The organism is Flavobacterium tructae (assembly GCF_002217475.1).
GTDB lineage: Bacteria > Bacteroidota > Bacteroidia > Flavobacteriales > Flavobacteriaceae > Flavobacterium > Flavobacterium tructae.
Window position 1 is genome coordinate 122,985 of the sequence record NZ_MUHH01000020.1, and the last position, 13,085, is coordinate 136,069.

General features: G+C 34.9%; 12 protein-coding genes. 7 read left to right on the forward strand and 5 right to left on the reverse strand.

The window, feature by feature from the left end; translation table 11 throughout:
• Positions 1 to 207 precede the first annotated feature (207 nt).
• Together B0A80_RS09305 and B0A80_RS09310 are read right to left on the reverse strand one after the other, a co-directional pair.
• Positions 208 to 1,164 carry a GSCFA domain-containing protein gene (locus B0A80_RS09305; RefSeq protein ID WP_089077106.1) on the reverse strand — a complete coding sequence of 319 codons (957 nt, stop codon included), beginning with the start codon at positions 1,162 to 1,164 and terminating at the stop codon, positions 208 to 210.
• 635 nt (positions 1,165 to 1,799) lie between these two features.
• Entirely contained in the window at positions 1,800 to 2,555 is a 756-nt protein-coding gene (locus tag B0A80_RS09310) for a hypothetical protein (RefSeq protein ID WP_070905531.1), read from the reverse strand.
• A gap of 376 nt (positions 2,556 to 2,931) precedes the next feature.
• Between B0A80_RS09310 and B0A80_RS09315 the strand changes: the two genes are divergently transcribed.
• A complete protein-coding gene (locus B0A80_RS09315) occupies positions 2,932 to 4,677 on the forward strand; it encodes an ABC transporter ATP-binding protein (RefSeq protein ID WP_017498648.1) in 1,746 nt (581 codons plus the stop codon).
• A 225-nt stretch (positions 4,678 to 4,902) separates the two neighbouring features.
• Here the strand turns inward: B0A80_RS09315 and B0A80_RS09320 are convergent, their stop codons facing one another.
• The 3 genes from B0A80_RS09320 to alaS all read right to left on the reverse strand — a co-directional run bounded on the left by B0A80_RS09320 (position 4,903) and on the right by alaS (position 8,927).
• On the reverse strand, positions 4,903 to 5,655 hold the full coding sequence (locus B0A80_RS09320) for a hypothetical protein (protein ID WP_089077107.1): 753 nt from the start codon (positions 5,653 to 5,655) through the stop codon (positions 4,903 to 4,905).
• Between the two features lie 149 nt (positions 5,656 to 5,804).
• Positions 5,805 to 6,182, reverse strand: a complete 378-nt coding sequence (locus tag B0A80_RS09325) for a GxxExxY protein (RefSeq protein ID WP_089077108.1) — start codon at positions 6,180 to 6,182, stop codon at positions 5,805 to 5,807.
• Positions 6,183 to 6,296: 114 nt separating this feature from the next.
• A complete protein-coding gene (gene alaS / locus B0A80_RS09330; protein WP_089077109.1) occupies positions 6,297 to 8,927 on the reverse strand; it encodes an alanine--tRNA ligase in 2,631 nt (876 codons plus the stop codon).
• 264 nt (positions 8,928 to 9,191) lie between these two features.
• On the opposite strand from alaS, the gene B0A80_RS09335 reads away from it, so the two are divergent.
• The 6 genes from B0A80_RS09335 (at position 9,192) to B0A80_RS09360 (ending at position 13,053) form a co-directional block, all read left to right on the forward strand.
• Positions 9,192 to 10,169 carry a M23 family metallopeptidase gene (locus tag B0A80_RS09335; RefSeq protein ID WP_070905535.1) on the forward strand — a complete coding sequence of 326 codons (978 nt, stop codon included), beginning with the start codon at positions 9,192 to 9,194 and terminating at the stop codon, positions 10,167 to 10,169.
• A 48-nt stretch (positions 10,170 to 10,217) separates the two neighbouring features.
• A complete protein-coding gene (locus B0A80_RS09340) occupies positions 10,218 to 10,550 on the forward strand; it encodes a MerR family transcriptional regulator (RefSeq protein WP_017498653.1) in 333 nt (110 codons plus the stop codon).
• Between the two features lie 40 nt (positions 10,551 to 10,590).
• Complete coding sequence (locus tag B0A80_RS09345; protein ID WP_017498654.1) at positions 10,591 to 11,178, forward strand: LemA family protein; 588 nt, start codon at positions 10,591 to 10,593, stop codon at positions 11,176 to 11,178.
• A 56-nt stretch (positions 11,179 to 11,234) separates the two neighbouring features.
• Positions 11,235 to 11,672 carry a TPM domain-containing protein gene (locus B0A80_RS09350; protein ID WP_070905536.1) on the forward strand — a complete coding sequence of 146 codons (438 nt, stop codon included), beginning with the start codon at positions 11,235 to 11,237 and terminating at the stop codon, positions 11,670 to 11,672.
• 3 nt (positions 11,673 to 11,675) lie between these two features.
• Positions 11,676 to 12,503: a TPM domain-containing protein gene (locus B0A80_RS09355; RefSeq protein ID WP_017498656.1), complete on the forward strand. Its 828-nt coding sequence runs from the start codon at positions 11,676 to 11,678 to the stop codon at positions 12,501 to 12,503.
• Positions 12,504 to 12,639: 136 nt separating this feature from the next.
• A complete protein-coding gene (locus B0A80_RS09360; RefSeq protein ID WP_070908800.1) occupies positions 12,640 to 13,053 on the forward strand; it encodes an RrF2 family transcriptional regulator in 414 nt (137 codons plus the stop codon).
• Positions 13,054 to 13,085: the final 32 nt, after the last annotated feature.

Below are 13,085 nucleotides of genomic sequence, written 5' to 3' on the forward strand. Positions count from 1 at the left end.
AATTTGTAAAATTTAAACTCAAACAATTTACATAATTACCTGTAATTATTCTAAAATTTAGCAACAAATAATTATTTTCTTACGTTTGGTATTGTAGTTACCGAGCGGAAACGTAAAGAATTCTGCTCTGTTGAAATTGATATTTTAAATTTTAGCAAATTTTTACAATGCTCTGAATATCAAAACGTCTTAAAAATCCTGAAGGTTTTAAAACTTAATATGCTGCCATTTTTCTTCTACACTTTTTATTTTTTGACGTAGCTTGACTAAAAATTTCTGATGCTGCTCAGATTCCGGATTAAAGCTTCGATGGTGCAGACTTTTTTGAATTTCTCCTACTTCCTGCAAGGTCGGAATACTATTCTCTGCAATATAATTTTCACTGAATCTCTGCCAGATATAGTCAATTGCTACAACATTCGGATGCAGCATATCTTCGGCATAAAAGCGATAATCACGAAGTTCATCCATCATAATTTCGTAAGAAGGAAAATATCCTAATTGCTGATTCTCAATTTTAGATTGCAGATTTTGGTGAAGCCCCGTAAACAGATGTGACTTACTCAATTGATTTTCTACAAAACCATCTTTGATATGGCGCACTGGTGAAATGGTAAAAATGAAATTTATATTCGGGTTTGAACCATGAATTAAGCGGATTGTATTTTGAATGCTTTTCTGAATTACATCAGCAGTCAATAATTCTTTCGTGAATTGTCTTTGCGGTACTTTATGACAATTGGCGACTACTTCGTTACTTTCAGTATTTCTGTAAATCCATGAGGTTCCATAGGTTACTATGATGTGAGTAGCCTCTTTGATTTGTTTGTTTGTTTTGGTAATTGCTTCGTTAAGTGTTTGCAACAACTCCTGTCGATCGGAATGACTCAAATCTGAATGAACTTCAAAACAATGCCAGCGTTCGTTATGAAAAAAAACATCTTTCTCCGTAAAAAACTCTTGTTTAACCACTCTCTGAATCACTTTCTCAATGGAAACCGGATTGAAGATAATTCCAAATGGATTGGTTTCGTTCTGAAGCTTAAAATAATCAAATTTCTCTGCCATGTTTTCCGCAAAACAAGATCCCATAGAAATGATCTTCGAATGATAATCGATTGGATTACTGCTTTTTGAAACTGGAATCTGGGTTCTGAATTGCATGAAGTTGTTTTGTGTAAATTTCGATTATTTTTCACAAACAAAAAAGCCGAAAACAAAATGTCCCCGACTTTTCGCCCCCAAATTTTAAACTTTCTACTAATAGAAATATTCAGATGTATATTTTTAATCCTTCAGCATTATCAATGCTTTTTTCAGGATATCCGGCTGTATTATACGCCTAACTTATAGATAGAACATATATTCTTTCTAAAGTATCTGCAATTTCATTGTCAAAAACTCCGCTTCCTTCTCCATCCACAAAAGAAATTTTATCAAATCCTAAAATATTCTTAGCAGTATTATTTTTAGCATTACAAACGTAACACACCTAAAAATCAAAACCTTACGGGATTCCACATCGAAAACACAGAACTCAATCCAAAATAAATCTAAGACACTGATAATAAACAACATACACTAAAAAACATTTTAGAAAAAAAATAACTAAAAAACAAAAAACCGTATAAATACCTAGCTATTTTCTTGTATTTGCTTATTCCCCGCGGCTAAAAAAATTGGAAAGGGTGCTCTGAATTACATGAGGTTTAATTTGAACACGAGTTTTGCCCGTTTTGGGCAATAAAAAAACCAAATACAAGAGTATTTGGTTTTTCATATAAATTGTAATTTTGCTTTTAGTATGTAAACTGAGCTGTCTCCGTTAACGTTCCATTGTCACTAAAATGTTTTTTCTCAGTTGGAAAATTATTGTTATTGTAAAGATAAGAGAAAGTACTAACTGAAGCTAATCCTGTTGAAGTACCTGTTATTTTAACAACATTGTTAGCTGAAGCACTCTCTTCCATACCAGTTAAAAGTTTAAGACCAGTAACGTTAGTATTAGGATTCTTTTTTGAATCATATTCATACGTATACGTAGAATTAGGTTTACCATAATAAGAACTTTCATACTTCACTAAGTTACCGTCTTTGTACGTATATTTTCCAACTTTTCCACCTTCTGCTTCAGCTCCAGTTGCAGCATTTATATTAAACTCTTCAAAAGAAACAGTACCGTCTCCATTTTGAGTATATTTCGTTTTGTAAAATTGAGTTGCACCCACATTTTTTACAGTTTCAGAAGCTAGCTTTCCTGCAGAATAGCTGTATTCAGTAGTCGTTTTAAGTACTTTATCTGCTCCGAATTCTTCTGTTTTTGCGATTAAATCACCTACATAAGAATATTTAATTGTGTAACCGTCATCATCTGTTTCACTTACTAATTTATCTCCTTCATATTTCACCTCAGTAAAATAATTCTCTTTAGGATCAGAGTAAGAAAAAGCAATTTTTGATGGTTTTACTGAAGCTGATGCATCTGCGGCATCATCACTTGAACAAGAAGAAACTACTAGAGCCAAAGCACTAAAAAGGCATAAAATTTTTTTCATTTTGATTTGGTTAAATTTATTTTGCTGCAAACTTAATACACCCCAAAACTAAAACCTTACGGGATTCCACATTTAAAAACACACCATAATCAAAAACAGTCTCCAACACATTAGTAACAAGAAAGATATAGCAAATCCATTAATAATAAAGTTTAATAAAAAACTAAAATGCGAGATCAATACTTAGCTTTTTTCTTAAGTTTCCATTTTGTTCTCCTATAAAAAAGAGGTCTTGCAGAAAATTAAAACACGCTACATCTAAAAAAACACCAGCAATTTCAACTGTAAAAAAATTTACATTTTTAATAACAAAAATCCATTTAACAGTGTTAAACAATTCACTACTTTTACATCTTCCATAAATTCAAATTCACTTATGAAATTACTGTATTCTTATATAATCAAACATAAAATGTTACTGTTTTTTGCTTTGATTATGGCTTCGATCAATATTTGTTTCAGTTTATCAGACTCTATTATTACCGGTAAATTAATGCAGGATTGTGGTGTTGGTTTACATAAATATGACGGAAACCCAGTTGGTTTTATCAAATCATTAGCATTCTGGTTAGGACTTTCGCTTGGTGCGGCCATGGTATCGAGAATTACCAAAAACTTTCAGGATTATTTTACCAATGTTGTCATTCAGCGTACCGGAGCGCAGATGTACACAGACGGAATTAAAAAATCACTGGACCTGCCGTTTGCCGAATTTGAAGACCAAAGAAGCGGTGAAACGTTAAGCAAACTCACCAAAGTACGCTCCGATTCTGAGAAATTAATCACACTATCGATTTCTTTAATCTTTCAGACCGTGATTGGTTTTGTATTTGTGATTGTTTATGTTGCCAGAATCGATTATCGTATTTCGATTATCTTTTTGATCACGGCGCCAATCATAGCTCTGGTTAGTTCATATCTGGGTAAAAAGATCAAAATTGTCTCTAAAAAAATCGTAAATCAGACCAATGCTTTAGCCGGTTCCACCACTGAAAGTTTAAGAAACATTGAACTTGTAAAAAGTCTTGGATTGACCTATCAGGAAGAAAAACGTCTGAATTTAAATACGTTTAAAATTCTACAGCTGGAACTTCAAAAAATCCGTTTCATCAGAAGTTTGAGCTTTATTCAGGGAACGACCGTACACTTTTTGAGAACTTGTGTGGTTTTTACTTTGTATTATTTCTTATTTGGAGGAAAAATTATTGTGGGTGATTTGCTAACGATGGTTTTCTTTACTTTTTTCATTTTCGGACCGCTTCAGGAACTTGGAAATTTCATTATTGCCTTAAATGAAACTAAGGTTTCGATGGAGAATTTTAAGACCTTATTGAGCGCTCCGAAAGAATTTCGTCCGAAAAACCCAAAGCATGTCGGAGCTATTCAGTCTTTACTCTTTTCCAATGTAAGTTTTCAACACAAAACCGCTAAATTTAAAGCGGTTGAGAATATCAATTTCGAAATTAAACAGGGACAAACCGTTGCATTTGTGGGCCCGTCAGGGTCAGGAAAAACAACTTTGGTTAAATTACTGGTTGGATTGTACACCCCAGCTGAAGGTCAGGTATTTTACAACGACATCGACTCTACAGAAATTGATTTACTGGATCTAAGAAAACAATTAGGATTCGTTACTCAGGACGCTCAGTTATTCTCAGGAACAATTCGCGAGAATTTATTATTCGTAAGACCTAGCGCTACCGATGAAGACTTATACGATGCCTTGAAGAGAGCGAGCTGCGAAAAACTGCTGCAACGTGCCGAAGACGGTTTAAACACCACAATTGGTGAAGGCGGAATTAAAGTATCCGGTGGTGAAAAACAACGTTTGTCGATTGCCCGTGCTATTTTAAGAAATCCGAATTTATTGATTTTTGACGAAGCCACTTCTGCCCTGGATTCTATTACCGAAGAAGAAATCAATACCACTATTCGTAATATATCCGATAAAAACAGGATCACGGTTCTGATTGCGCACCGTCTGTCAACCGTAATGCACGCGGACAAAATATTTGTACTGGAGCAAGGAAAAATCATCGAACAAGGAAAACACGAAGATTTAATTTTTGAAAAAGGGCTTTATTATGCGATGTGGCGCCAGCAGATTGGGGAACGAAAATAGTTAAGGGGCTAAGGTACTAAGCTGCTAAGGTTCTGAGTTTTCTTAAATCATTATTAAAGAAAACTATTTGTCATTTCGAACTAGGGTTTCTCTTTTCGCCCGAAATACTATAAAATATAAAATCCGACAGGTTTTAAAAATCTGTCGGATTTACTTTTTTCTTACCGGAACTCGTTTGTTTTCAAATAAGCTTGTGAGAGTACTTCTATTTTTCTAATTGTTTTTTTAATAGGTATACTCTTTTGTTTCACTGCCATTTACCGATTTAGTTAAATAATTATCACTATTGTATGTATTCACATAAGTGTTTATATCCTGACTACCATCGCCAGATATATCAGTCACTTTTGTCAGGTTATTTGAAGAGTTAGCATCCTGATCAAAAACATCGGAATCCAGCAACGAGCTATATCCTAATATACTTTTGAAAGGGCTGTTTTTAGTATCATATTCTACTACAGTTGTAAAACCGTCTGATTCTTGTTTAATAATATTACCATTAACATCCAAAGTAAGAATGCTGGATGAATCTTCAGTTTCTTCAAGGGTTTGTGGATTAATTAGAAGTGTAATCGTCGAAATTGTTCCGTCTGCATTGTAGCTATAAGTTCTTTTTTTATGCAAAGAATTTCCCGAGTTAACTTTTAAAGTAGATTTAAGTTTATCATTTTCATATGTAAAAGTAGTGGTACTTGTATGAGTTGTACCTTCGTAAGTTTCTGTATATACTGCTTTTGTGATTAAATTACCGGTGTACGTAAATACAACTGCAGATCCATTGTCGTATGTTAAACTGGTAATTTTGTTTCCATCATAAGCATAAGTCACAGTACTGCTATCTTCCGGATAAGAGGCATTTGTGTATTTTTCTGTCATGGGCAAAAGTACATTTTCTGCATTGACAGCACTTTCAACATTACTGGAGCAAGAAGCTAAAATAAGTGATAAAATACTAAAAAAACATAGAATTCTTTTCATGTGTGGTAAATTTATTTGTTCATTAATCCCACAAATAAAGCAAAACAAAACTTAAAAACCTATCTCTTTTTATCTATAAAAAAACTCTTATTTTTGAATGCGCTAATCTAGAAAAGACGCAGAGTCGCAAAGTTTTTTTAAGCTTTTTATCACAGATTACTCACTACTCTTTTAATACCATATTTAATAATTGGAACGTTAAAGTTAATTAATAATCCTAATTTCATTTTCGTGATTTTGAGATAAATCAAAACTTGCTTTGCGTGAACATCAGAAATCTGTGTAATTGATTTAATTTCTAAAATCACTTTGTTTTCTACTATTAAATCAGCTCTAAATCCGATGTCTAATTTCATTTGATCCCAAACTACGGGTAAGGGCTTTTGCCTTTCCACACGTAAACCTCTCTTCGTTAATTCATAATACAAAATTGCTTCATAAACTGATTCTAATAATCCTGGTCCAAGTTTTACATGTATTCTATAACAAACATCGACTACGATAGCTGAAATTTCATTCTCTGTCATTTTTTCCTTTTTGCAAAATCAAAGAAAAAACCTATAAAAGATTATTCCGTTAAAAAAAAAGTCGCAAAGCTTAAAAAAACTTTGCGACTCTGTGTCTTTCCGAGACTAAAAAAATTACTTCACGAAATCAACTGCTTTAGCCAGCGCCTCATCAATTCCATCCACATTTTTACCTCCTGCGGTAGCGAAGAAAGGCTGTCCTCCTCCTCCTCCCTGGATGTATTTTCCTAATTCACGAACTACTTGTCCTGCGTTTAGATTTTTCTCTGCGACAATTTCTTTAGAGATGTAGCAAGTTAACATAGGTTTTCCTTCCTGTGCAGTTGCAAAAACTACAAACAGATTATTATAAGAATTACCCAATTCATAAGCTAAATCTTTTGCTCCTTCCGGATTTAAATCTACTTGTTTTGCTAAGAACTGAACACCATTGATTTCTTGCAATTCTTTAGCCAAATCACCTTTCATGTTTTTGGCTTTATCTTTCAACAAGATTTCCAATTGTTTTTTCAACTGAATATTTTCTTCCTGTAAAGACTGAATCGCTTTCACAGGATCCTGAGCATTTTTCAAGGTCTCTCTAATTTCTTCATAAGAAAGCAATTGAGACTCAAAATAATCTTTTGCAGCTTCACTTGTGATAGCTTCGATCCTTCTGATTCCTGCCGCTACAGCTCCTTCTGAAATAATTTTGAAATGCCAGATATCAGCCGTATTTGCCACGTGAGTTCCTCCACATAATTCGACAGAATCACCAAATTTAATCATACGAACCAGATCACCATACTTCTCTCCAAACAAAGCAATTGCTCCTTCTTCAAGAGCCTGATCTTTTGGAATGGCTCTTTTTTCGATTAAAGGTAAACTTTCACGGATTCTTGCATTCACAAAATTTTCTACTTCTTTTAATTCCTCATCGGATACTTTTGAAAAGTGAGAGAAGTCAAAACGCAAAGAAGCATTTCGAACCATAGATCCTTTTTGCTCAATGTGTGTTCCTAATATTTTACGCAATCCCTGGTGCAATAAATGCGTAGCCGAGTGATTTGACGATGTTTTTGCTCTTTGATTGGCATCCACAACCGCATTAAATGTTCCTGTTAAATTCTCAGGTAACGATTTTGCCAGGTGAATTGTTTGATTATTTTCTTTTTTAGTATCAATAATGTAAACGATATCACCGTTTTGAGCTTCCAAATATCCTTTATCTCCTGTTTGTCCTCCGCTTTCACCATAAAATGGAGTCGCATTGAAAACCAATTGATAAATTTCACCATCTTTTACACTATCTACTCTTCGGTACTTCGTAATTTTTACCTGATGTGATAATCTGTCGTAACCTACAAACTCCTGAATATCATCTTCTACCAAAACATTCCAGTCCCCTGCAGTTACTTTTGAAGCGGCACGGGATCGCTCTTTTTGCAATTGCAACTGCTCCTGAAATCCTTTTTCATCTAATTTCAATCCTTTTTCAGAAAGAATCAAAGCTGTTAAATCGATCGGAAAACCGTAAGTATCATACAATTCAAAAGCTTTTTTACCATCGATAGTATCTCCTGAATTGTTCAGAATCACAGCATCTAAAAGTACCAATCCCTGATCAAGAGTACGTAAGAAAGAGTTTTCCTCCTCACGAATCACATTCGAGCAAAGTGCTTTTTGAGTTCTGATTTCCGGGAAAGAATCTCCCATTTGCTCACTTAAAGTTTCTACTAATTTGTAGATGAAAGCTTCTTTTATATTCAGGAAAGTAAATCCGTAACGAATAGCACGACGCAAAATACGACGAATTACATAACCTGCACCGGTATTTGACGGCAACTGTCCATCCGCAATAGCAAAAGCTACCGCACGAACGTGGTCTGCAATTACACGAATCGCAATATTTACTTTTTCTTCCGCTTCGTTTGATGCTTTAACGGTATAATTTGCCCCGGTGATAGTTTCAATTTCTCTAATCAAAGGCATGAAAACATCGGTATCATAATTGGATGTTTTTCCTTGTAATGCCATACACAAACGCTCAAATCCCATTCCGGTATCAACGTGTTGTGCAGGAAGTTTTTCTAACGAACCATCAGCTTTACGATTGAATTCCATGAATACATTATTCCAGATTTCAACCACCTGAGGATGATCGTTGTTTACTAAACTTTTACCTGAAACGGCTGCTTTTTCTTCCGGAGTACGCAAATCAACATGAATTTCAGAACAAGGTCCACATGGTCCCTGATCTCCCATTTCCCAGAAGTTGTCTTTTTTATTTCCCAGAATAATACGATCTTCATCAATTAATTCTTTCCAGATATCCCAAGCCTCCTGATCAAACGGCACATTATCTTCTTTGCTTCCTTCGAAAACCGAAACATAAAGATTTTCTTTTGGAATTTTGTACACTTCTGTCAACAATTCCCAAGCCCAGTTGATAGCCTCTTTTTTGAAATAATCTCCAAAAGACCAGTTCCCCAGCATCTCAAACATGGTGTGGTGATAGGTATCGATACCTACTTCCTCTAAATCATTATGCTTTCCTGAAACACGAAGACATTTTTGTGTATCGGCAATTCTTGGACTTTTTGGCGTTCCGTTTCCTAAAAAGTATTCTTTAAACTGGGCCATTCCCGAGTTGTTGAACATTAAGGTTGGATCGTCTTTAAGTACAATAGGAGCCGAAGGAACAATAGTGTGTCCTTTACTCTCAAAAAAATCTAAAAATTGTTTACGTACGTCTTGTGATTTCATATTAAAATTAGAAAATGTGTCAATTTGAAAATGTGATACTTAATTAGAAACATGTTAATCTGAAAATGTGATACTTACCTCTTTTTAATACAAAAATTAAAGTTCCAAACAATAAATTTCGCATTTAAGACATTATCTAATTATCAAATTGACACATTATCTAACTGTTTTATTCCTGAAAAAAGCTTCGAACATCATGAAACATTTATTAAATTTGTTCGACTAACTTATTTTACAAGCTGCAAAAATAGGGTATTTTAAAATATGGCGAAAGTAAAATATTATTACGACTCAGAAAATCTGGCTTATACAAAAATAAAGACCCGAAAAAGGGCTAAAGTTGGCTATGCATTGCTGTTTTTATTGGCTTCGGCATTATTTGGCTTTTTAGTTTTTATACTTTTAATCAATACTCCTTATTTTGAAACGCCAAAAGATCGTTTACAGGCACGCGAAATTGAAAATCTGAAATTACAATACGCCATTCTAAACAGAAAAATGGATGAAATCGATGCTGTAGCCGAGACATTGGAAAACAGAGACAATAACATTTACAGAGTCTATTTTAATAAAGCCGAGATTCCGGATTCTATTCGAAAAGCAGGTTTTAGAGATTCCAGAAAATACAAAGATTTAGAGGGGTACAACAATTCTCAACTGGTTTTAAACACCACAAAACGAATAGATCGTCTCTCTAAAGAATTAGCGATTCAGTCTCGATCGTTAGATGAAATTTTAAAATTAGCCAGTACAAAAGGCACTTTATTGCTGGCAATTCCGGCCATTCAGCCTGTACGAAATGAGAATCTAATACGTATGGCTTCAGGTTTTGGATACAGAACCGACCCGTTCACGAAAGTACGAAAAATGCATAACGGAATGGATTTCACCGCCAAAACAGGCACTCCCGTTTATGCTACAGGAGATGGCGTTATCGAGCGGGCCGATAATTCGGCATCAGGATTTGGAAATCATGTGGTCATCAGGCATGGTTTTGGCTACGAAAGTTTATATGCGCATTTAAGCAAATACAATTGCAGACCCGGACAACGTGTAAAACGAGGTGATGTTATTGGTTATGTGGGAAGCACAGGGAGATCTGAAGGACCGCATTGTCACTATGAAGTACACAAAGACGGCAAAGTCGTAAATCCGCTGAACTTCTATTACGGCAATATTTCGGCAGTCGAATATGTGGCCATTTCACAAATGGCAAACCAGGAAAATCAGTCATTAGATTAATACTGCAAAAAGTAGTATTTTTGGAATAAATATAGAAAATTAAGAAACATGCATATTGAGCTTTCAAAAGATAAACGATATTACAGCATTGGCGAAGTAGCCAAAGCTTTTAATGTCAATGCATCATTGATTCGGTTTTGGGACAGCGAATTTGACATTTTGAAACCAAAAAAGAATGCCAAAGGCAACAGAATGTTTACGCCCGAAGATATCACCAACTTACAATTGATCTATCATTTGGTTAAAGAAAGAGGTTTTACGCTTGAAGGGGCCAAAACACATTTGAAAGAAGGACAAAAGAAAACATTAGATAAATTCGAAATAATACGTAAATTAGAGACCATCAAAACACAATTAATCGATATTAAGAACGAATTATAACCTATTAATTAAATCAGAAACAAACTTAAATTAAATACACATGAAAAGATTTTTGCCTTGGATTATTGGAGCAGTTGTACTTATTGGAATTTACAGCTGGGTTAAAGGGATTAACAATACTGCGGTAACATTAAACCAAACTGTAGAGCAATCCTGGGGAGATGTTCAAACAGCTTACCAAAGACGTAATGACCTTATTGGAAATTTAGTAAACACCGTAAAAGGCGCTGCCGATTTCGAAAAATCAACTTTAACAGCTGTTATCGAAGCTCGTGCAAAAGCAACAAGCGTAACCGTAGATCCTACGAATATTACACCGGAACAACTTGCTGAATTCAACAAAGCTCAAAGCGGCGTATCTTCTTCTTTATCAAGATTATTGGTTTCTGTTGAGCAATATCCAACATTAAAAGCAAACGAAAACTTCTTGAAATTACAAGACGAACTGGCTAGTACTGAAAATCAGATTTTAACGGCAAGAACACGTTTCAACGAAGCGGTAAAACCATACAACAACCACATCAAAACATTCCCAAATAGTTTATTTGCAGGTATGTTTGGATTTAAAGAAAAAGCATACTTTAATGCTGTTGAAGGTGCAGACAAACCGGTTGAAGTAAAATTCTAAAAACATTTTTTAGATCATAATCTAAAATCAACAATCTAAACTCTAAAATTATTTCAATGTCAAAAGTAGAAGATTTTTTATCCAAAGAAGAAGAACAAGATATTGTTGAAGCTATTCGTGTGGCCGAAAATAATACTTCTGGCGAAATTAGAGTACATATAGAACAAACAACTTCTAAAGCTCCTTTTGACAGGGCTTTGGAAGTTTTTCATGAATTAAAAATGCACGAAACCCAGCTTCAAAATGGGGTTTTGTTTTACTTTGCCGTTGCTGATAAAAATTTTGCAATTTGTGGAGACAAAGGTATAAATGATGTGGTTACTCCTGATTTTTGGGACTGTACCAAAGATGCCATGATTCTACAATTTAAATCAGGAAACTTCAAACAAGGTATTGTTGATGGCATTTTGAATGCCGGCGAACAATTGAAAAAGTACTTTCCGTGGTCTGAAGGTGACAGCAATGAATTATCAAACGAAATATCAAAAGGATAAATAATGAAAATTTCAAAATACAAAATCTCAAATTCCAACAGAATTTTTCAGTTTACTCTTTTGTTTATCGCGCTTGTTACCTGCAACAGTATTTTTGCACAATTTACAATACCTGAAAAACCAAGTTTACAAACTTCGGTTTACGATTATGCCAACATCTTAAATGCATCTGAAAAATCTCAGCTGGAACAAAAACTAATTCGTTATTCTGACTCCACTACTACTCAAATTGTAGTGATTACGATCGAAAGTTTAAAAGGCGAAGATGTAAGTCAGTTAGCAACCAAATGGGGACAAACCTGGGGAATTGGAGGAACTGCAAAAGACGATAATGGTGTTATTATCCTGCTGGCAAAAAAGGAGAAAAAAATTGCCATAAATCCCGGTTATGGTCTCGAAGACCGATTGACTGCCGGAATTGGCGGAACAATCATCCGAAATATAATTATTCCGGAATTCAAAGCCGGAAGTTTTTACAACGGACTTGACAAAGGAACAGATGCTATCATTGATGTTTTTAAAGGAAAATTCAAAGGCGAGCGCAAACAAACCAAAGGAAAAGATTTTCCAATCCTGCCTTTTATTATAATTGTCGTAATTGTATTAATTTTACTGTCCCGAAACAAAAGAGGCGGCGGAGGTAATTCAGGCAATAATAGCGGAGGCGGCGGCCCCAGCCTGCTCGATGTCATCATTCTAAGCAATCTTGGAAGAAGCGGCGGAGGCGGATTTGGAGGCTTCGGCGGAGGATCATCCGGAGGTGGAGGTGGCTTTGGCGGAGGTTTTGGCGGAGGAGGCTTCTCTGGAGGAGGTTCTAGCGGAGGCTGGTAAACAGTTTCAGGTTTCAGGTTTCAGGTTTCAGGTTTCAGGTTTCCCCTTAAATTTAAATTTTAAAATAAAATTTAAATTTAACTACTCAAAACCCACAACTTACAACTCACAATTTATAATTCATAATTAAAAAAAGATGTTATCACATAAAGCAAAATACGCCCTTAAGGCCTTACTTTATTTAGCAGAACAAGAAGAAAATCACATTTCAAGAACTATTGAAATCGCTGATGGAGCCAATATTCCTAAAAAGTTCCTGGAGCAGATTTTATTAGACCTGAAACGAGGACGTTTGGTAAGCAGTAAGCAGGGAAAATTTGGCGGATATTATCTGATACGCTCCAAAAATGACATCACTCTGGCAGAAATTCACCGTTTATTTGACGGTGCAATTGCCTTATTGCCTTGTGCATCATTAAACTTTTACGAACCATGTTCTGATTGTAAAACCGAGGAAGAATGCAGCTTAAGACATGGTTTAATGATCATTCGTGATGAGACTCTTAAGGCCATGCAAGGCATCACAATCGCCTCTCTCATCAAGAAATAAAAAAATATTTTCTAATTCCTAGTAAATCGATA

What these genes read in the sequence shown, in the direction of transcription:
- B0A80_RS09350 (WP_070905536.1), top strand. Translation starts at nt 11,235, where the DNA reads ATGTCAAAAGTAGAAGATTTTTTATCCAAAGAAGAAGAACAAGATATT.
- B0A80_RS09360 (WP_070908800.1), top strand. Translation starts at nt 12,640, where the DNA reads ATGTTATCACATAAAGCAAAATACGCCCTTAAGGCCTTACTTTATTTA.
- B0A80_RS09310 (WP_070905531.1), bottom strand. Translation starts at nt 2,555, where the DNA reads ATGAAAAAAATTTTATGCCTTTTTAGTGCTTTGGCTCTAGTAGTTTCT.
- B0A80_RS09355 (WP_017498656.1), top strand. Translation starts at nt 11,676, where the DNA reads ATGAAAATTTCAAAATACAAAATCTCAAATTCCAACAGAATTTTTCAG.
- B0A80_RS09335 (WP_070905535.1), top strand. Translation starts at nt 9,192, where the DNA reads ATGGCGAAAGTAAAATATTATTACGACTCAGAAAATCTGGCTTATACA.
- alaS (WP_089077109.1), bottom strand. Translation starts at nt 8,927, where the DNA reads ATGAAATCACAAGACGTACGTAAACAATTTTTAGATTTTTTTGAGAGT.
- B0A80_RS09340 (WP_017498653.1), top strand. Translation starts at nt 10,218, where the DNA reads ATGCATATTGAGCTTTCAAAAGATAAACGATATTACAGCATTGGCGAA.
- B0A80_RS09315 (WP_017498648.1), top strand. Translation starts at nt 2,932, where the DNA reads ATGAAATTACTGTATTCTTATATAATCAAACATAAAATGTTACTGTTT.
- B0A80_RS09345 (WP_017498654.1), top strand. Translation starts at nt 10,591, where the DNA reads ATGAAAAGATTTTTGCCTTGGATTATTGGAGCAGTTGTACTTATTGGA.
- B0A80_RS09325 (WP_089077108.1), bottom strand. Translation starts at nt 6,182, where the DNA reads ATGACAGAGAATGAAATTTCAGCTATCGTAGTCGATGTTTGTTATAGA.
- B0A80_RS09305 (WP_089077106.1), bottom strand. Translation starts at nt 1,164, where the DNA reads ATGCAATTCAGAACCCAGATTCCAGTTTCAAAAAGCAGTAATCCAATC.
- B0A80_RS09320 (WP_089077107.1), bottom strand. Translation starts at nt 5,655, where the DNA reads ATGAAAAGAATTCTATGTTTTTTTAGTATTTTATCACTTATTTTAGCT.